Below are 19,045 nucleotides of genomic sequence, written 5' to 3' on the forward strand. Positions count from 1 at the left end.
CCCGAAATCAAACAACTCTATTGGATCGTCAAGCCATGCCTTACACCGCCACAACCGTTGCAACTACAATTGATAAGATAAATCGGTCCTACTTCTTGCCTGCGATCCAGAGACCTTTCGTCTGGAATGCCGAACAAGTGTTGTCCCTTTTTGATTCCTTGATGAAGGGCTATCCCATCAGTTCATTCCTGTTCTGGGATGTAGCTCCCGAGAACAAGCCGAACTGGCAGATCTACAAGTTCGCCGAGAATTTCCGCTACGGCGAGGTCCACAACGAGATCGCCGAGACCGACGGCAGAGATGTCACCCTCGTGCTGGACGGCCAGCAGCGGCTGACGTCGCTTCTAATCGGCTTGCGGGGTTCCTTCACCGTGAAAGCTAAGAACAAACGCTGGGACAGCCCATCCGCATGGCAGCGGAAACGCCTCTATATCGACCTTCTCACAGACCCAACCCAGTCCGCAACCGACGATGATACCGAAGAGAGCCTCGAAAACCCCTACGGCTTCGAACTTCTAGAAAACGCGCCGCCGTCTATTCCAGGCAGATTCTGGATCAAGGTTGGCGAAATTCTAAATTACCCCGGCGATGATGCGTTCGACAAATTCAAGGACAGCTTGGTCGACAAGCTGCCAGAAACGGCTTCACGGTTGGATGAGAAGACAGTCAATCGTAATCTCGACCGGCTCCACCGCATGGTGTGGAAGGATGAGATCATCTGCTACTACACGGAGAAGGATCAGGACTATGACCGTGTCTTGGGAATTTTCGTGCGCGCAAATGATGGCGGCACGAAGCTCAGCAAATCGGACCTGATGCTGTCGATGATCTCGTCGAAGTGGTCGGACATTTCGGCGCGCGAGGAGATCTACAGCTTCGTTGACATGCTCAACACCCGGCTAGATCGGAAGAACGAAGTGAACAAAGACTTCGTGATGAAGGCATGCCTGCTGCTGTCGGACCTGGATCACGTTTATCAGGTCAAAAACTTCACCAACCACAACCTTGAGATCATGCGGAAAAACTGGCCACGCATCAAAGCGGCGTTGCGGCGGACGTTTCTGCTCGTGAACCGGTTTGGCATCGATCGTGAGACCCTGACCAGTTTGAACGCTCTGCTTCCAATCGCCTACTATCTCTACAAGATCGACACGGATTTGCTGGAAGGCAGCACAGCGTTTGATAGCCGCAACTCCGAGCGGATAAGGCGGTGGTTGATATCATCACTGTTGAACGGTGTGTTTGGCGGAAATTCGGACGGCACGATCGGTGCGTCGCGCAACACAATCCACGCATCGCTGACTATGGACAGGGAATTCCCGCTCATAGAGCTCTATTCGGCGCTGACCAAACAGCGAAAACGGCCTACCAACATCAATCCCGAATCGCTGGCGAATGTCATGGAGATCAAATACGGGCAGAAGCAGACTTTTCTCGTGCTATCGCTTCTCTACGATGAAAAGAACTGGGGAGCGGTTCCCCATCATCTCGATCATATATTTCCTAAGTCGCTCATCAATCGGCGCACCTTGATGGGAATGAATATCCCATCATCCCGCGTCGACAAAATTCTTGAAACTGCAGACGGGGTAGGGAACTTGCAGCTGCTCACCTCTCATGACAATCTCATCAAAACCAATCAGAAATTTGAAGAGTGGATTCAGACGAGGGACCATTCGTTTCTTGCCCGCCACCTGATCCCAGAAGACCAGCATTTGTGGGACTTACGAATGCTGCCTGAATTCGTGGCTGCTCGCGAAAAGCTAATCGAAAAGCGTCTGCTGTCCCTGCAAGGTGACGTCATAGATACCAGTTCTCGTGCCACAGCCTGACAGCATTCAGTAGGACGAAAATGGAAACCATAGCCGAGAAAATGCGCCGCCTCACTGAGGAGCGAGAACGGATTGCTGCAGAAGAAGCGGCGATGCGGGACGAAGCGCTGGCAGAGCTTGAGCGAGTGAATGACGAGATCGAAGCGCTCGAAGTGCGGAAGGAACAGCTTGAAGCCTTCCTGGGGCTGAACGAGACATCACAGAGAGCGGGCCATGGGCAGATTCTACAGCTTTGTCTCCGAGCGGTTTCAGAAAGTCCGCGACCTCTGTCCTCTGGTGAGGTCAAAGACATCCTCGAAAAGGACAATCCGGGTATGAAGTTGACCTCTGTCCCAGGGACACTCAGCCGACTGGTAACCCAAGGCCGGATGCGAAGAGATGAATTCGGTCGCTATTTGACGGCGTGAACAGCCTGACGCGAAGCTCAACAGAGAGACCCAGGGTGTCAAGACGCTTTGGTCCAGTGACTGGTTATGTGCCCAACCGCGAGAAGTCGAATTAGCCGCATGGGAATCGTCACCCGAAGGCGCCTATTTATGTTCGTAACAGCGTTACAAAATTTCATGTAAGCTATTGATTTCGTTACAGTAAGCCAGAGTTCAATCCTCTCTCGCAGCACCAGCCTATCTCCTTAGAATCGCTGAAGCTCTTGACGCAGAACGCTTTCTGTCCGTTTGGACGTTGCAAGCCGTATAGCGAGACGGGCAAGATCAATGGCGGGGCGAGTTCGAAATCTCCTTGAAAGGCTGGCGCTATTTCGCCAGGCTTGTGATCCTGACGGACATTCGACCCCTTGTGGATGGCAGGGCCGAGCTCCGAAAAGCCGCTTTGTCCTGATTGTACGACAGGCTTGAAACTGATGGCGCCTCGACGAATTGGGAAGGGCGACGATGTTTTCCGCATGTCGAAGGTCCTGTGGATCGTCTAAATAGCTGTAGTCACTCCGTCGCCTGGAGCGAACTCATCGGTTTGCGCATCGACGCCCCGCCGCTACTTGACCGGAAGCTGTACACAGTGCTGGCATGTGGGCCACAGTGGAAGATTCGACAGACGGAATTCGAAACAGCGGTGTTGGAGCCTGGTCTTGATGTCTGAATTCGATCTGCGGGTTTCGAAGCGAAGTGCAACCTTGCGTGGGCAGGTCGAGGACAAGCTGCGTGCGGCGATTTCCTCCGGTGGTTTCCAACCTGGCCAAAAACTGGTGGAACGCGAATTGTGCGAGAGACTTGGCGTGAGCCGGCCGTCGCTTCGCGAGGCACTACGGCAGCTTGAGGCGGAGGGGCTGATCACCCTTATTCCGCATCGCGGCCCCATCGTGTCGACAATCGACGAAGAGGAGGCGCATCAGCTCTATGAGCTACGCTCCTTGCTTGAGGGGTTCGCAGCACAACGCTGCGCGGAAACCGGCACAAGAGAGTTCAAGCGGCTGCTGAGTGAGGCTGTGGAGGAGTTCGCCGCCGTCGCGCTTTCGGGACAGTCGGTCAATCTCATCGAGAGCAAGTCGAAATTCTACGACCTTCTACTTGAGGGCGCAAAGAACATCTATGTCCGCCGCACGCTGGAATCCCTGTATAACCGTATCAACCTTCTCAGGGCGACCTCGATGGCGAAGCCGGGCAGGATCCAGCACAGCATTGCCGAGTTGCGCGACATCGCTGCGGCAATCGAGGCCGGCGACGGCATGCGCGCCGCCGCGGCGTGCCATCTCCATATAGCCAACGCCGCGAAGGCGGCATTTTCTCGCAAGGCGGCGTAGAAACCGCCTTTTGCTATTGACAGATTGTCATACAATCTTGCAATGATGACCTGAAGGCTTTCGATCTCCGATACCAATGGTTGGGTGAATTTTCACCGCCAACCACGCCGGATTGCGACTTTGTCGAGCCGGAGTTCGGCAGGTGATGGATTGCCTGACTGCAGGGCCGGCATAGCCGGTCGGCTGCTCGGCAGACTGTTGCCCGGAGAAGGCTTCAAGCGTTCATGCGCGACGTGGATTTACTGATCGACAAGGACAAGACGACAGTTCGCGGGCAGGCCGTCGAGATGTTGAGAATGGCGATTGTCAGCGGCAGATTCCAGCCTGGTCAGCGCCTTATCGAGCGGGAACTCTGTCAGCTTCTGGGCGTGGGAAGGACATCGGTTCGCGAAGCGGTCAGGCAGATGGAAGCAGAAGGACTGCTGATCGGCGTGCCGCATAGGGGGATGGAGGTCAATCGCATCACCATCGAGGACGCGGAGCAGCTTTACACCCTGCGAGCACTTCTGGAAGGCTTTTCGGGGCGGTGTTGCGCCCAGACTGCCTCTCCGGAATTCATGGATGCGTTCGACGAGGCCGTGGAGGTTTTCGCCAAGGCCGCTCACCAGGTCGGTTCCGCCGAAATGATCCGCGCGAAAGCCGTGATCTACGATCTGCTCATGAGCGGCAGCGGCAACAGTTTCGTGCGGCAGACGCTCACTTCGATGCATAACAGGATCAATCTCCTTCGCTTCACCTCGATGGCTCAGCAGGGACGGCCCGAACGGAGTGTCGCAGAAATCCGCGAGATCGCGAGAGCCATCCGCGCCCAGGATCCGGATCGCGCGGAGCGTGCTTGCCGCAGGCATATCGAGGAGGCCGCCAAGGTCGCCATCGAATGTCTGAAAAATGGTCCAATGCAAGAAATTCCAGATTGACAGTTTGTAAGACAATCTTATAATCTTACAGAAGTGGAGGAGCATAATGGTTGAGGGCGTGAAAATCGCATTCATAGGGTTGGGTCAGATGGGCGTTCCCATGGCCGTCAACCTTATGAAGGCCGGTTTCAAGGTAACGGGCTTCGACCTCTCCGAAAAAGCTGTCGCCGCGCTTGTCGAAGCTGGTGGCGAAGCCGCGGCGAATGTCGCCGACGCGATCCGTGACTGCGATCGGATCATCACCATGCTTCCCAATGGCAAGATCGTTCAGCAGGTTCTGCTGGACGACGATATCTACAAGCAGGCGCCGGCCGGCTCCCTTCTTCTTGAAATGAGCTCTTCGGCGCCAGACGAGACACGGTCGCTGAGCGAGCGCGTGGCAGGCCATCTGCGCGTCGTCGACGCTCCGGTGTCGGGCGGCGTGAAGCGGGCAATCGACGGCTCCCTGGCGATCATGGCCGGCGGATCCGATGCGGACTATGGCGATGCCGTTCCGGTTCTCGAGGCCATGTCGGCAAGACTCTTCCATTGTGGTCCGGTAGGTGCCGGTCACGCAATGAAGGCCATAAACAACTACGTCTCCGGAGCGGGTGTCATTGCCGCCGTCGAGGCGGTGCTGCTGGGCAAGGCCTTTGGCCTCGACCAGGGCAAGGTGGTGGAGGTGCTGAATGCATCTAGCGGCAAGAACAACGCCACCGACGTGAAGATGAATCAGTTCATCCTTAGCGGCACCTTCGCGTCGGGGTTTGCCCTGGGCCTGATGGCCAAGGATATCCGTGCAGCCGCGAACCTTTCGGCATCGCTCGGCCTCGATCAGCCGGGGCTGCGCCAGACCGCGCAGCTTTGGGACAGCGCGGCGAACGCGCTCGGAGGCTCTGTCGATCACACGCGTTTCTACGATTTCTTTGCGCGGCAGGTCGCCTCACGGGGATAGCCGCTAACGTCTGAATGGAGGACTGAGCATGCAAGACGGAGCCGGCGGCCCACGCCACTCCGAAGGGAAAGGTGCGCGCGAGCCCACCGAAGCCTTCGAACGCGGATTGAAGACCCGGCGCGAGGTGCTGGGGGACGTCTATGTGGACGCCTCGCTGGATAAGGCGACCGACTTCAGCTGGCCGATGCAGAAGCTGGTGACCGAATATTGCTGGGACGAGATCTGGAATCGCCCCGGTCTCGGCCGCCGTGAGCGGTCGATCCTCAATCTCGGAATGATCTCCGCCCTCAACCGCCAGCACGAGTTACGCACCCATGTCAGGGGAGCGCTCAACAACGGTGTGACGCGTGAGGAAATCACCGAAATCTTTCTTCAGGTAGCCATCTATTGCGGCGTGCCCGCCGCGATCGACAGCTTCCGCAGTGCGCAACAGGTGCTGGACGAGATAACCGGTTGATCGGTTCGGAGGAGATTATGAAAATAGAGAGGAACGCGTTCATCGAACGCGCGCGCGGCGACTTCGAGTTCAAGCGCGAAACCAGATATCTGACCGGCGTCATCCGTCTCGACTTCGGCGACGAGTCCTGGGCACTGAGCTTCGCCAACGGCGCCCTGGCGGGCATAACCGATGGCGGTGCTGTGCCTGATGCAGAATCCACCATCATCGTTGGCGGAACCGTCGAACAGTGGGGTGAGCTGCTGAAACGTCGGCCTCGCCCATTTTATCAGTGCATCCAGTCCGCCGCGGTCAAGCACGGCATGCGGATCAACGTCTCGAACGAGACCTTCGCCTATCTTCCCGCGCTGAACCGGATGACGACGCTGTTGCGCCAGCTGCACGACGGGGAGGCATGAGAATGACAAGGCACGATCCCATAACCGGCCACTACGTCTACCTGACGGTGGAGGACATCGAATACCGCGTCTATTATGAAGAGGCTGGCTCGGGCATCCCCTTCATCGTCGGCCACACGGCGGGCTCCGACGGCCGCCAGTATCGTCACCTGTTGTGCGATGAGGCGGTGACCAGCCGCTTTCGCGTCATCGCCTTCGATCTGCCCTACCACGGCAAGTCCTTGCCGCCTTACGGCGTCAATTGGTGGGAGCAGGAATACAATATGACCAAGGCCCGCATGATGGCCTTCCCGAACGTCCTTTCGGATGCGCTGGGACTCGATCGGCCCGTCTATATGGGCAGTTCGATGGGCGGCCACCTCGCGGTGGATCTCGCCTCAAATCATCCGGATCGCTATCGCGCGACGATCGCGGTCGAAGGCGCCCTTCGCTCCGCCGTCGAATATGTCGATGTGGGCATGGCCGGCATCCGCAAGGAATTCGACAACCCGAATGTCAACCGCACGTCGATCGGGGCGGCGATGATGCTGAATATCTCACCCTATTCTCCGGAGAAGAATGTTCGGGAAATACAGTGGGAGTACGCCTGCGGCGGCCCAGGAATATTCGCGGGGGATCTGTATTATTATTACTACGATCACAACATGTCCGACGACGAGGCTCGGGCAATCGATACGTCGAAATGCATGCTTTATATGCTGACCGGCGAATACGATCCGAACACGTCTCCGAAGGAATCGGAAGAACTGGCCAGACTGGTCAAGGGCTCGAAGTTCGCAGCGATGAAGGACCTGGGTCATTTCCCGGTGACTGAAGACTACACGAAGTTTCGTGAATATCTGCTGCCAATTCTGGAAGAAATTCATTCCAGGCAGTGAAGAGACAAATATGGAGAGGAGAAACCAATGAAAATGAAGACCTTTGCTGCTGTTCTTTCGGCCGTGGCTACTATGTCCACCGCCTCCATGGCTGGAGGGCTGGACGGCCTGCCGGAAAGTATCCGTGACGTCTACAAGATGGTCGACACGCAGATCCCTATCGGCCCGTCGCCGCTGATCGACTTCAAGGCCAAGAAGTCGCCACCTTGGAAGATCGGATATGCGTCGACCTATGCGGGCAATACCTGGCAGGCGACGGCGCTCGACGAGATTGTCAACAAGCTCGCCCCGGAAGCCAAGAAGGCCGGGCTGGTGTCCGATTTGGTCGTGACGCAAGCCGACTTCAAGGACGCCGTTCAGATCCAGCAGATGCGCCAGATGGTCGATGATGGCGTCGACGCCATCGTTATCTGCTGCTCGAACGTTACCGCGTTCAATCCGACAATCGAATATGCTCACTCCAAGGGCGTGCCTGTCTTCGCTTATTCGGGTTACACGACCTCGCCGTATTCGATCAACGTCGCCGCCAACCACATGCAGGGTGGCTTTGACATGGCCACCTGGCTGGCTGGCGAGATGGGTGGCAAGGGCAATCTGGTCCTTGTTTCCGGTGTGCCCGGAACGGCCTCGTCGGACGCCTTCGACGCGGGAGCCAAGAAGGCGTTGGAGGCCTTCCCCGACATCAAGATCATAGGTGAGATTGCCGGCAAGTGGACGGATCAGGTAGCGCAGACCGAGCTGCAGAAGTTCCTTGCGGTCAATCCGGCGCAGGTCGACGGCATCCTGACCCAGGCAGCCCAGGAGAACGGCGTCCTCAATGCCATGCTTCAATCGGGTCGGCCGATGGTGCCGATTACGCTCGGCGGTGAGGCATCCGCGGCCTGCTACTGGCGCAAACATCCCGACTGGATTTCCAAGTCCTTCCACATCTGGCCGCCGGCCCGCGAGATGGATCAGGTGTGGGATGTCATGCTGCGCACATTGAGCGGTGAAGGTCCCAAGGTCCAGTCGATGCTGCGGCCGGTTCTGCCCTACACGATCGACGATGTTAAGGCGGCGCTGCCAGAAGACTGCGACCTGAACTCCACCGGCTGGGTCCAACCGACGGCCGACACCTGGTGGCCGAAGGATGTGGCGAAAGAGTTCTTCGCGAACCCCAAGTAACCGAGTCCAAACAACCAACCGGGCCAACGCAAGCGACGGGCCGCCGATGGCCGGCCCGTCTGCTTGCGCCATTTCAGACTGAACTGGAGCAGGCATGACGGGAACGACTTCAATCCGTCTGCGCAACGTATCGAAGCGCTTCGGCGAGACCCGCGCTCTGACCGGCTGCAATTTCGAAGCCTATGCGGGTGAAGTGCATGCCATCGTGGGCGAGAATGGCAGCGGCAAGAGCACGCTGGCGAAGATCATGTCCGGCGTGCTGATGCTGGATGAAGGCACCTGCGAGATTCTCGGCACCTCGGTCTCGACGCCGCTGGAGGCCCGTCGCATCGGTGTCGCCACAATTTTCCAGGAAGTGCTGGTCGCCGACGAGGCGAGCGTCCTCGATAACCTCTATGTAGGTTCGGAAGGTTTTCTGGGAACGGGAAGAAGCCGGGCCGAGAAGCTGAGCGAGGCGGGCGAGATCATGGCCCGCTGCGTCGGATATCCCGTGGACATGCGAGCCCCGGCGGGAAGCCTGCCGTTGAGCGTCAAGCAATGGATCGTCATCGTCCGCGCGATCCTGCGGCGGCCCGAAGTGCTGATCTTCGACGAATCCTCGGCGGCGCTGGATCTTGGGGCCACGCAGCGCCTGTTCGCCGAGATCGAGCGCCTGCGTGCGGCGGGCAAGACTATCCTGTTGGTCACGCATCGAATTGCCGAACTCGTCAACATCGCCGACCGCGCCACCATCCTGCGCGAAGGCAAGACGGTCGGCGTCCTGGTCCGTGAGGAAATCACGGAGGCGCGTCTCCTGGAACTGATGACCCAATCCGGTCGCACCCTCTCGGCTGCGCCAGCTGCGCTTTCCCGCGTTCAAGGAACTTCGGCCGCGCCTATACTCATCGGTCAAGGCCTGCAAGTCGACGAGCAGTCGCTTCCTTTCGACTTCTCGCTGGAGCCTGGAATGATTGTCGGGCTGGCCGGCCTCGATGGTCAGGGCCAGGAGCGCTTCGCGCGCACGCTCGCCGGGATAGCTGCTCCGCATGCGGGTCGAATCAGTTGCCGGAATTCTGACGGCGTTGTCGAGCCGGTGACTGATCTCGCCGCGGCCTGGCGGTTGCGGATCTCCTGGGTGTCGGGTGACCGCAAGCGCGAAGGCATATTCCCGCAAATGAGTATTTTCGACAATTTCGCGCTCGGGGTCTACCGCCGTCGTCTTGGCCTGTTCGGCAAGATCGACAAGGACCACGCGCACAGGCTTTTCGCCGAGGAGGTGCGGCGCCTGTCGATAAAGACAGGCTCATACAACAACCGCATCACCTCGCTGTCGGGAGGCAATCAGCAGAAAGTGCTGATCGCCAGGGCCTTCGCCGACAGTCCGAGGGTCATTGTTCTCAACGACCCCACACGCGGCGTGGACCTTGGCACCAAGCGCGATCTGTACCGCGATCTCCAGAGCTTTGCCGAAGGCGGCGGCGCGGTCGTCTACCTTTCCAGCGAGATCGAGGAATTCCCCGGCTTCTCACATCGCGTGGACGTCTTTTTCAAGGGATCGCTGTTCCGGTCGCTGAGTGGCCAGGCCATTGAGGAACGCGAAATCCTGGGGGCAATGTTCGGTCAGCCGCCGGGCGCTCACATCGAACTGGAAGCCGCACATGAGGTAGCGCCATGACAGCGTCCAATGCCTTCAGAAAACTCGGTTCCCTGATGGTGCCGGTCCTGCTCGTCGTCGTCCTGCTCATCCTTGTGGCGATGCGCTCGCCCAACCTTTTTACGCCCTCCGGCATCGGGAACGCCATTCTGGTCGCTGCCCCGCTGTTCTTCGCGACGATGGCGCTCACGCCGATCGTGATGGCGGGTCGCGGGGCTGTCGACCTTTCGATAGGCCCGCTTATCGGCTTCCTCAATGTCACGTTGGTCGCCTGGCTGTCTGCCCGGGGTATCACCAATCCTGTCCTGTTCATCGGCTGGGCGCTGCTTGCCGGCGCGCTTTGGCAGGTGTTGCTGGCGCTCATCGTCATCCATGTGCGCATTGCGCCGATCATCGTCTCCTTGTCCGGCTATCTGGTTCTGAGCGGTGTCAACTTGATGATCATGTCCCGGTCAGGCGGTGTCGCGCCCGACTGGTTGATGGCATGGGGCGCGGGAGCCGCCGCACAGATTGTCTCCCCGATCCTCATCCTGGTTTTGGTCGTTTTCGCGATCTGGGGGTTGATCACGCGCACCGGCTTCCATCGGCAACTGCGCCTCGTGGGCTCGGACGAACGCATGGCCTATACGGCGGGTATCCGCGTCGATCTCGTTCGGTTGGTCGCCTATGCGATCGGCGGCATGTTCGCGGGCTTTGCCGCCCTCAGCTACACCGCCCTGATTTCATCGGGGGATCCGACCCAGGGATCGACCTACACGCTGCAGGCGGTCACCGCGCTCGTGCTCGGCGGCGCGAGCCTGTCCGGCGGTCGTGGCGGTGCGCTCGGCGCCTCGCTTGGCGCACTCAACATGTTCCTGATCACCTACCTGCTGGGCACGTTCAACTTCGGTTCTCTTTCCGGGTTCGTCACCCAGCTGGCGTTCGGCGCGATCCTGGCCTGCTCGCTCCTGGTGAACGTGTTCTCGTCCCCTTCCGCCCGCAGTTCTTGAGATAGCAGATGGAAAAAACAGCAAAGCTTCCCTCTTCGATCGCGCCCGCCCGGCGCCGCCTCGACGTCCAACGTTCCTTGCTGATCGGCGCGGGGCTGCTCGCAGTGCTTGCCGTCCTCGGCGCGGTGCTGGTGCCTGGCTTCGTGTCGGTGCGGAACGCACGCTCGATCCTGCTCCTGGCCTCCTTCCTTGGCGTCGCCTCGCTCGGGCAGACGCTCTGCGCGCTCCTGGGCGCGCTGGACCTGTCCATTCCCTTCGTCATCGGCTCGGCCAACATTCTGCTGCCCAGCCTCCTGGTCTCCGGCATGCCGCCCTGGCTTGCGATCATCTTCATCATTTGCCTCGCAAGCCTGGTCGGCTCCTTGAACGGGCTGATGAGTTTCCGCATCCAGGGTCAGGCTCTGATCATGTCGCTCGCGGTGGGCTTCGCCGTGGTCGGAGCAACGCAGATCTACACGACGCTCGGCTCCATCTATGCCGGCACCGTCTTTGCCACGATACCTGAATGGCTGCGCAACCTGGCAGCATATAACGGCACGACCTTCGGCATCCCGGCGCCCCCTGTGATCTTCATCTGGTTGATCCTGTCGGCCGTGGTGATCTTCGTCATGGGCAACACCTGGTTCGGTCGGGGCATTTATGCCCTGGGGAGCAGTCGCATCGCGGCGGCCCGCTTGCAGATTTCGGAACGCAATCTGTGGATCGCCGTGCATGCGATCTCGGCCGCCGCGTCGGCATCGGCCGGCATGCTGTTGCTCGGCTTCTCGGGCGGCGGCTTCGTCGGCGTGGGCGATCCCTACCTCTTCACCACGGTCGCCGCCGTCGTGATCGGCGGCACGTCGCTTCTGGGCGGTGCGGGAGGCTATGGGGCGACCGTACTCGGCGTGCTGGTGCTTACCGTGCTCACCTCCATCCTCGTGGGCCTCGGATTGAGCTTCGCCTCCCAGCAAGCCGTCGTCGGCATGCTCATCATTCCGATGGTGGCGATCTACGCACGCGCCCCGCATATCCGCAACCAGATCTGAGGACACCCGGATGATCGCAACGTCCCTTGTCTCGCGCCTTGCCGATCCCTCGCTTGTCCGCGAGCAGGCCTTTCTCGCCGGCAAATGGGTGCACTCGACCAGCGGCGACACGATCGCCGTCCGAAACCCGTCCACGGCAGAAATCCTGGCACAGGTCGCCGATATGTCTCTTGACGAGGTGCGCCAAGCCATAACCCACGCCGCCGCGGCGCAGAAGCTGTGGGCGCAGGCCACCGGAAAGGAACGGGCCGAGATACTGCGCCGCTGGTTCGACCTGGTCATGGCCAACCAGAAGGATCTGGCCACGATCCTGACGGCGGAAATGGGCAAGCCTTTCGCCGAGGCGATGGGAGAGGTTGCCTACGGGGCCGGCTACATCGAGTGGTTTGGCGAAGAGGCCAAGCGAATCTACGGCGACACTATTCCGGGCCATCATCGCGACAAGCGCATCGTGGTGCTGAAGCAGCCTGTCGGCGTTGTCGCGGCCATCACGCCATGGAATTTCCCCTCCGCCATGGTCGCACGCAAGTTTGCACCGGCATTGGCCGCCGGCTGTGCGATGGTCTTCAAGCCGGCCGCCGAAACGCCGCTCTCGGCCCTCGCGCTGACCGTTCTGGCTGAGCGCGCCGGTCTGCCGCCGGGCCTTCTTAGTGTCGTGCCCACATCGCGGTCGCGCGAATTCGGCCAGGAGGTCTGCGGCAATCCCCTCGTCAACAAGCTGACGTTCACAGGCTCGACCGAGGTGGGTCGCCTGCTCATGGCCCAAGGCGCTCAGAAAATACTCAAGCTCAGCCTCGAACTCGGCGGCAATGCACCCTTCATCGTCTTCGACGACGCCGACCTTGAAGCCGCCGTCGAGGGTGCGCTGCAATCGAAATTCCGCAACAACGGCCAGACCTGCGTCTGCGCCAATCGCATCTTCGCGCAATCAGGCATTCACGACGCCTTCGTCGAGAAGCTCGGCCGCGCGGTCGCGGCCCTCAAGGTCGGCGACGGCTTCGAGGAGGGGACTCAGCTCGGTCCGCTGATCAACGAGATGGCGGTGAACAAGCTCCGGAGCCATCTGGACGATGCCATTTCGAAGGGTGCGGTTCTGGTCACCGGCGGACAGCCACATGCGCTTGGAAAGACATTCGTCCAGCCCACCGTGGTCAAAGGCGTGACGCGGGACATGAAGGTCGCCCGCCAGGAGACTTTCGCTCCGCTGGCCCCCGTGTTCCGCTTCGACACTGTGGATGAGGTGATCGAACTGGCGAACGACACGGAATTCGGACTTGCGTCCTATTTCTACGCCAGTGACCTGCGGCAGTTCTGGAAAGTGGCCGAGGCGCTTGAATACGGCATGGTCGGAGTGAACACCGGTCTCATTTCGACTGAAGTGGCGCCATTCGGTGGCGTGAAGCAATCCGGCTTCGGGCGCGAAGGTTCCAAATACGGGCTCGATGATTTCCTGTCGCTAAAATATGTCTGCCTCGGAGGGGTGCAATGAGCCCTGCCAGTTCACCATCGCAATCCGGCTCCGTGCGCTGCGCGGCTCCCGTGGGGAGGGCTCCGTAATGTCGTCAGGGGAGAACGAGGTTTTCGATTATGTGGTTGTCGGCGCGGGAACCGCGGGCTGCGTCCTTACCGAGCGGCTCAGTGCCGCCGGCCACTCCGTCTGCACGCTGGAGGCCGGACCCGCCGACATCAATCCGCTGATCCACATACCGGCCGGCTACATCAAGAACATCTATTCGAAGACGCTCACCTGGAACTTCCAGTCGGAACCGGGGCCGGGCATCGACAATCGCTCGTTCTCGCTACCGCAAGGCCGTGTGCTGGGAGGCTCCAGCTCGATCAACGGGCTGAACTATGTTCGCGGCCAGGCGACGGACTACGACAACTGGGCGGCGGCAGGGAATCCTGGCTGGACTTACCGGGAAGTCCTCCCTTACTTCCGGCGTTCCGACAAGCGGATTGGCTCATCCGATCCGAAGTATCGCGGCACGACCGGAGAACTGCCGATCACCGATCTCGATTGGCACAATCCGGTCAGCGACGCGCTGATCGACGCCGCCGAGGCCATCGGCATACCCCGTAACCCCGATCACAATGGCGAAAAGCAGGAAGGGGCCGGGTTCTTCCAGCGCACGATCTACCGTGGCAAGCGCATCAGCGCGGCCCGCGCCTTTCTCGCGAAGGCCAAGCAACGCCCGACAGTGTCCATACGAACTTCCGCGCATTGCACCTCGATCGTCGTCGAGAACGGCATCGCCCGGAGCGTACGCTATATCCAGGGAGGGCAGGGCGGAACCACGCGCACCGTCAGCGCCCGCCGCGAGGTAATCCTGACCGCCGGGGCGATCAATACGCCGAAGCTCTTGCAACTCTCCGGCCTCGGTCCGGCCGATGTGCTCAGGCAGGCGGGCATCGACGTCCTGCGCGACATTCCCGGCATCGGTGCCAACCTGCGCGACCACTATGCTGTGCGCATGGTGTCGAGAATCCGGGGCGCGCCGACAATCAACACCAAGGTGCAGGGACCGGCCCTGGCGGTGCAGGTCATTCGCTGGCTTGTCGGGCTGCCGAGCCCGTTGGCCATCAGCCCTTCGCTGGTTCACATCTTCTGCCGTTCGAACCCGTCGGTCGATCGTCCTGACCTGGAATTTGCCTGCGCGCCCGCCAGCTTCCGTGAGGGGGTTGTCGGGTTGCTCGACAAACATCCAGGGCTGACGCTGGGGGTCTGGCAGGAAAGGCCGGAAAGCCTGGGCTATGTGCGGGTCAAGAGCGCGGATGTGTTCGAGGCACCGTCGATCCAGCCGAACTATCTCACTGATGATCGCGACAAGCAGGTTCTTCTCGGGGGCATGCGCATCGCGCGCCGCCTGTTCCGTGCGCCGCCGCTGGCCCGCTTCGTCGAGGCCGAGACGTCGCCGAAGGCGGAGATCGAAAGCGACGAGGACCTGCTCGCCTTCGCGCGGCAGAAGGGCACGACTGTTTATCACATGATGGGGACAGCGCGGATGGGACCGAAGGATCGTCCCGACAGCGTGGTGGACCACCAGCTCAGAGTCCATGGCATCGAGGGGCTGCGCGTCTGCGACGCGTCTATCATGCCGTCCATGCCGTCCGCCAACACCAACGCGACCACGCTGATGATCGCCGAGAAGGCGGCCGATATGATACTCGGCCGAACGGCTACGCCATGAGGATACAGAGCAGGAGCGACGAGGTCATCCGCGCCTATGTGCTGGCGGCACAGCCGGTCTTCGACGCCTTGCATGAGGTGTCGACGAGGCTAGCCGGGCTGTTGATGTCGGCGGAGATGCTGAAATCGCGCCATGTGCTCGATGTGGAGAGCCGCGAAGTGGTGCGAGAACGGCTGGCCGAGGCGAGAGCGGATCACGCCCGGCTGAAGGCGCCGGATCTGGCGGCGCATTTCCATCATCATCTCACGGCGGCACTGGAGAAGCTGGGCACGGCGCTGGGCGCGCTGGATGCCAGGCTTTCCGGATTGGTTTCGGCGGTGGACCCGCTGCCGCCGCTGCGCTCGGCCTGGAAGGACATCGAGGCCGCCTCGCGGGCGATGCCCGGTTTCGAGACCGTCGATTTTCAACAATCGTGCTGTGCCTTGCACGGCAATCTGCTCAGGACCAATGGAGGAGTGAATGGCCGAGTATTCAATCTGGATGCTTAATTTCGCAGAGGTGCCGGATGCGGCGACAAGTTCGCTGATTTTCGGTCGCCACAATGCGGGCACGCAGGTTCTGCCCTACGCGTATACGCTGCTGAAGGGACACGGGAAAACCATTCTGCTTGATTGCGGCCTCAACGCCGAGTCCCATGGCAAGGCGTTCGTTGACAAGTTCAACGTCCAGAAATGGGCCCACCCGCGGGATGTTCTTGCGGAAGTCGGCGTCAAGCCGGAGGATATCGACTACGTCATCCTCACGCACGCCCATTTCGACCATATGGGCGGGCTTTCCCTATTCCCCAACGCCACGTTCCTGATCCAGTCCGAGGAACTCGCCGCATGGGTCAAGATCATGGCCATGGACCGGAAGTTCCGTTGGCTGATGGGGGCGACCGATCCCAATGACATGATGGAAGCCATTGAGCTTGCCCGAAAGGGCCGCATGATCGGCGTGGACGGCGACGCCGACGACATCTTGCCGAATATCGACCTTCGTGTCGCCCCGGACACCCACACCGCCCACTCGCAATACATCGTCATCCGCAATGATGGCCGGACTGCCAGCGAAGACAACTACGTCTACACCGGCGATCTGATCTATCGGCACGACAATCTGCACGGTGGCAATCCGCAAGACCCGTTCTACGTCCCTAACGGGTTGTCCTATGGCTCCAACACCAAGTTGCTCATGGTGACCGACGAGATCATGAAAACGGTGAAGCGAGATATCCGCCGCGTCCTCATTCCCCATGACCAGGGAATGGCCGATCTTTATCCTTCGCGTGTGACGAAGAGAGGCCACTATCTGGTCGAAGTGGCGCTGGCCGAGGGGGAGACCTCGCGAATTTAGCTGGCCGGAGCGTTTTACCGTTTCACGGAAACGGTAAAACGCTCTGTCTCTTTGTTTCAACGCAATTCCCAAGGGAAAGCGCTACGCGCTTTTCCCGGGAATACCGATCACACTTTTCCTGGAATTGCTCTAGTGCCAGGCCGCTGTCGTCACGCCCAGAATACCGCCACGTCGGCTTGACTTGGCTCCAACTGCCCATGCAAGGTCCTAAAGCGGCGAGGGAAGACCGGCATTGGCCTGGGATGGTGCTCCGCTCCTGGAGCTTCGGGGCATTTTCCGGTTTCGGAGTTTGGATCATTTTCGCAGCAGCTCGGCGTGGACAGCTGTGGGGTATCCGCGTCCCAGGTGCGCGGCTGGTTGGGGGCATTCATGAGACTGCGAACCTGACCACGCCATCTTCAGTGGTGGCCGCTCGGTTGACCTGAAAACGATCCTAGCTACGCATTTCGACAATTTCTCTTTCGACGCGAAATATAGCCTCCTGGAGGCTGCGTTCGTCCGACATGTCGATGCTTAATGTTGATCTCTCCTTGCCGAGAAGGAGGCCCGACGGATGATTGGTATCGATTGCAAGTTGGTTTTGGAATCCGCCTCGAACAGCCGCTCCATATAGCTCTGATGAAAGAGCCGGTCCTTCAGCCGTTTCGACAACAAAGTTCGGCGGCGTCCACACTTATCGCAAGATCCGAGGTGGGTATCAGATCCAGGACCGTTGCCAGTGACGCCGTGTCCGCAACTCCGCTAAACAGGCTAAGAGAGCAGACAGCCTGAATGAAACCTGATCGAAAATCACAATTTCCGATCGCCGACCGAATACTGCCAAGCCACTGATAGGGCAAGGATGTAGCGGCTGAACCTTATCAGCCAAATCGGATTTCTAGGCGTTAAAATTCGGACTAGCTTGACTGTCAGCCTGAGTTCATCCGCGTTGTTCAAAGGATGGAAAGCAAAGGTGGCTGTTCGCAGTATCGCCCTGACAATACGCTGGAAAGCGTAGCAAAGTCCGCCAGGGTCAAATGGCGTGGAATGGACACCGGGTTGATAGGAAAGCACGACTTTTGCAACGTAGCCTTGAGCTTGCAGACGGCGCTGAAGTGCATGTGCAAACGTTGTTTTGCCCGACCCGGCAGGGCCAAATAACTCGACAATCACGCGATCCGGCTCCGGTGATATGTTCCAACCAAGTCACCCTCGACCGGCCACGGGAACAACGACCAAGGGGCGAAGTTCGAACACGTTCTCGAAGCAACCAGCAAGCTGCTACATGCGTGAACTCGCACCATTTTTGTTAGCCAGCTTCCTCCGTTTGCATGAACCGCTCCTTACGAATTTGTGAGGAAACGTTCGATGAGCCTGTCAGGATGGCTTGGGTTCAAACGCCGAAGATGCGCTTGTGCTCGACGCGCAGCCGCGATGCGCAATCAATGGCCGCTTTGCGCCTCATTGAAGACCCCGGCAGGCGAAGCTGATCAGTCTTTCACGCCCATGGCGAGCGCGGCGACGATGGCATTTAGCCGCTCGGGTGTTGGATGGTTCTTCAATCGCAGCAGATTGAAATCGAGGTGCTCCTTCTTGAACATGGAGACCAGGGTGACGCCTGCTGAATTGGTTGCGAATGCGTAGTCGGCGAGAAATGAGACAGCAACGTCAGTCGGACTGCCGCGGTATCCGAGATCGCCAAGAGCGGCCAGTATTTCCTTTTGCGCATTTAACGTCTCGACGATTTGACCGAGGCCTGAGAAGGTCCCATGCGTCACAAACGTTCTGTGCCCGTGAGCGCGCTCCTTCAACTTCCCCAGGTTGGGCTCCAGCGGGGTATTGGCAATCTGAACGAAGCGATAAGGCAGCGATTCATCGAGAGCCGTCATTCCAGCCTCAAGGTCTCCTGCGACCGAAATGGCCCGGGCCTTCCCGTCCTGAACCACGCGCTCCACGGCCCGGATGATATCCTCGCGAACAAGTTCCTCGGCGGTCGGACGGTGCAGCGCAAGGACATCGACGTAATCCGTGCGAAGACGCCGCAGGCTCTCCTCGACGCTTGATCTTATAAACTCCGCAGACAGCGGCACCTTGAATGGCGTGGGGCGCATTCTTGAGGCATACCGCTTGAGCGCCGGAACCGTCGCAATGGCAATCCGTGACAACGGCTTCAGCACTCGCATGGTGGCGGAGGTCTTCGGCGGACGCATGCCAACCTTGGTACAGACGCAGACGCTATCGCGCTTCCTGGATGCAAATTCGCCCCAGATCGATTCCGCCATCCCGTCGCCATAGGAAGGCGCTACGTCGTACCACGTTATCCCAGCCTCGTACGCGCGTTCGAGCGTCTCGAGCCCCTTGCGAACTCCGATGCGAGAGCCAAGCGAAGCGCAGCCAAAACCGACACTTGATACCTTGCTGCCGATCGCTTCGACAAAGACCAGCTTCATGGCGAAGACTCGTTTTCAAGCCCGCATCAAGCCCGCCCTCCACCTTAGTCGAATGACATTTTGTCTTTCTGTCAAGGCATGGCGTCCTTGGGGCACCCCCCCGCTTCCTC

The 19,045-nt window shown here is 59.6% G+C and carries 18 protein-coding genes; 16 read left to right on the top strand and 2 right to left on the bottom strand.

The genetic code is table 11. The features are described from left to right. Nucleotides 1-35: 35 nt before the first annotated feature. The 16 genes from AC1VON_RS09985 to AC1VON_RS10060 all read left to right on the top strand — a co-directional run bounded on the left by AC1VON_RS09985 (nt 36) and on the right by AC1VON_RS10060 (nt 16,506). Nucleotides 36-1,832 (top strand): DUF262 domain-containing protein, encoded by a 1,797-nt coding sequence (locus tag AC1VON_RS09985; RefSeq protein WP_483121845.1) that lies wholly within the window; start codon nt 36-38, stop codon nt 1,830-1,832. A 20-nt stretch (nt 1,833-1,852) separates the two neighbouring features. Beyond that, entirely contained in the window at nt 1,853-2,239 is a 387-nt protein-coding gene (locus AC1VON_RS09990; RefSeq protein ID WP_483121847.1) for a hypothetical protein, read from the top strand. 680 nt (nt 2,240-2,919) lie between these two features. After that, nucleotides 2,920-3,588, top strand: coding sequence for a GntR family transcriptional regulator (locus tag AC1VON_RS09995; protein ID WP_483121849.1), 669 nt, complete (start codon nt 2,920-2,922; stop codon nt 3,586-3,588). Between the two features lie 224 nt (nt 3,589-3,812). Then, nucleotides 3,813-4,505 carry a GntR family transcriptional regulator gene (locus AC1VON_RS10000; protein WP_483121851.1) on the top strand — a complete coding sequence of 231 codons (693 nt, stop codon included), beginning with the start codon at nt 3,813-3,815 and terminating at the stop codon, nt 4,503-4,505. Between the two features lie 46 nt (nt 4,506-4,551). Next, on the top strand, nt 4,552-5,439 hold the full coding sequence (locus tag AC1VON_RS10005) for an NAD(P)-dependent oxidoreductase (RefSeq protein WP_483121853.1): 888 nt from the start codon (nt 4,552-4,554) through the stop codon (nt 5,437-5,439). A gap of 28 nt (nt 5,440-5,467) precedes the next feature. Next, nucleotides 5,468-5,896, top strand: a complete 429-nt coding sequence (locus AC1VON_RS10010) for a carboxymuconolactone decarboxylase family protein (RefSeq protein WP_483121855.1) — start codon at nt 5,468-5,470, stop codon at nt 5,894-5,896. After that, on the top strand, nt 5,893-6,294 hold the full coding sequence (locus AC1VON_RS10015; protein WP_483121857.1) for a hypothetical protein: 402 nt from the start codon (nt 5,893-5,895) through the stop codon (nt 6,292-6,294). The genes AC1VON_RS10010 and AC1VON_RS10015 overlap by 4 nt, the downstream gene beginning before the upstream one ends. Nucleotides 6,295-6,341: 47 nt before the next feature. After that, a complete protein-coding gene (locus AC1VON_RS10020; RefSeq protein WP_483121858.1) occupies nt 6,342-7,172 on the top strand; it encodes an alpha/beta fold hydrolase in 831 nt (276 codons plus the stop codon). A 27-nt stretch (nt 7,173-7,199) separates the two neighbouring features. Then, nucleotides 7,200-8,336 (top strand): ABC transporter substrate-binding protein, encoded by a 1,137-nt coding sequence (locus AC1VON_RS10025; protein WP_483121860.1) that lies wholly within the window; start codon nt 7,200-7,202, stop codon nt 8,334-8,336. 94 nt (nt 8,337-8,430) lie between these two features. Continuing rightward, nucleotides 8,431-9,990 carry a sugar ABC transporter ATP-binding protein gene (locus AC1VON_RS10030; protein WP_483121862.1) on the top strand — a complete coding sequence of 520 codons (1,560 nt, stop codon included), beginning with the start codon at nt 8,431-8,433 and terminating at the stop codon, nt 9,988-9,990. Then, complete coding sequence (locus AC1VON_RS10035; RefSeq protein ID WP_483121864.1) at nt 9,987-10,958, top strand: ABC transporter permease; 972 nt, start codon at nt 9,987-9,989, stop codon at nt 10,956-10,958. Before AC1VON_RS10030 ends, AC1VON_RS10035 begins: the two co-directional genes overlap by 4 nt. An 8-nt stretch (nt 10,959-10,966) precedes the next feature. Then, entirely contained in the window at nt 10,967-11,983 is a 1,017-nt protein-coding gene (locus tag AC1VON_RS10040; protein ID WP_483121866.1) for an ABC transporter permease, read from the top strand. Between the two features lie 10 nt (nt 11,984-11,993). Continuing rightward, nucleotides 11,994-13,472: an NAD-dependent succinate-semialdehyde dehydrogenase gene (locus AC1VON_RS10045; protein WP_483121867.1), complete on the top strand. Its 1,479-nt coding sequence runs from the start codon at nt 11,994-11,996 to the stop codon at nt 13,470-13,472. Nucleotides 13,473-13,539: 67 nt separating this feature from the next. Continuing rightward, nucleotides 13,540-15,171 carry a GMC family oxidoreductase gene (locus AC1VON_RS10050; RefSeq protein ID WP_483121869.1) on the top strand — a complete coding sequence of 544 codons (1,632 nt, stop codon included), beginning with the start codon at nt 13,540-13,542 and terminating at the stop codon, nt 15,169-15,171. Continuing rightward, nucleotides 15,168-15,659 (top strand): hypothetical protein, encoded by a 492-nt coding sequence (locus AC1VON_RS10055; protein WP_483121871.1) that lies wholly within the window; start codon nt 15,168-15,170, stop codon nt 15,657-15,659. Before AC1VON_RS10050 ends, AC1VON_RS10055 begins: the two co-directional genes overlap by 4 nt. Beyond that, nucleotides 15,631-16,506: an N-acyl homoserine lactonase family protein gene (locus tag AC1VON_RS10060; protein WP_483121873.1), complete on the top strand. Its 876-nt coding sequence runs from the start codon at nt 15,631-15,633 to the stop codon at nt 16,504-16,506. Before AC1VON_RS10055 ends, AC1VON_RS10060 begins: the two co-directional genes overlap by 29 nt. Before the next feature lie 789 nt (nt 16,507-17,295). Here the strand turns inward: AC1VON_RS10060 and AC1VON_RS10065 are convergent. Together AC1VON_RS10065 and AC1VON_RS10070 are read right to left on the bottom strand one after the other, a co-directional pair. Then, nucleotides 17,296-17,658 (bottom strand): nucleoside/nucleotide kinase family protein, encoded by a 363-nt coding sequence (locus AC1VON_RS10065; protein ID WP_483121875.1) that lies wholly within the window; start codon nt 17,656-17,658, stop codon nt 17,296-17,298. Nucleotides 17,659-17,975: 317 nt separating this feature from the next. Next, nucleotides 17,976-18,935 (bottom strand): aldo/keto reductase, encoded by a 960-nt coding sequence (locus AC1VON_RS10070; protein ID WP_483121877.1) that lies wholly within the window; start codon nt 18,933-18,935, stop codon nt 17,976-17,978. Between the last annotated feature and the right edge of the window lie 110 nt (nt 18,936-19,045).

It is taken from the genome of Mesorhizobium sp. HAY1-8B, assembly GCF_056868045.1.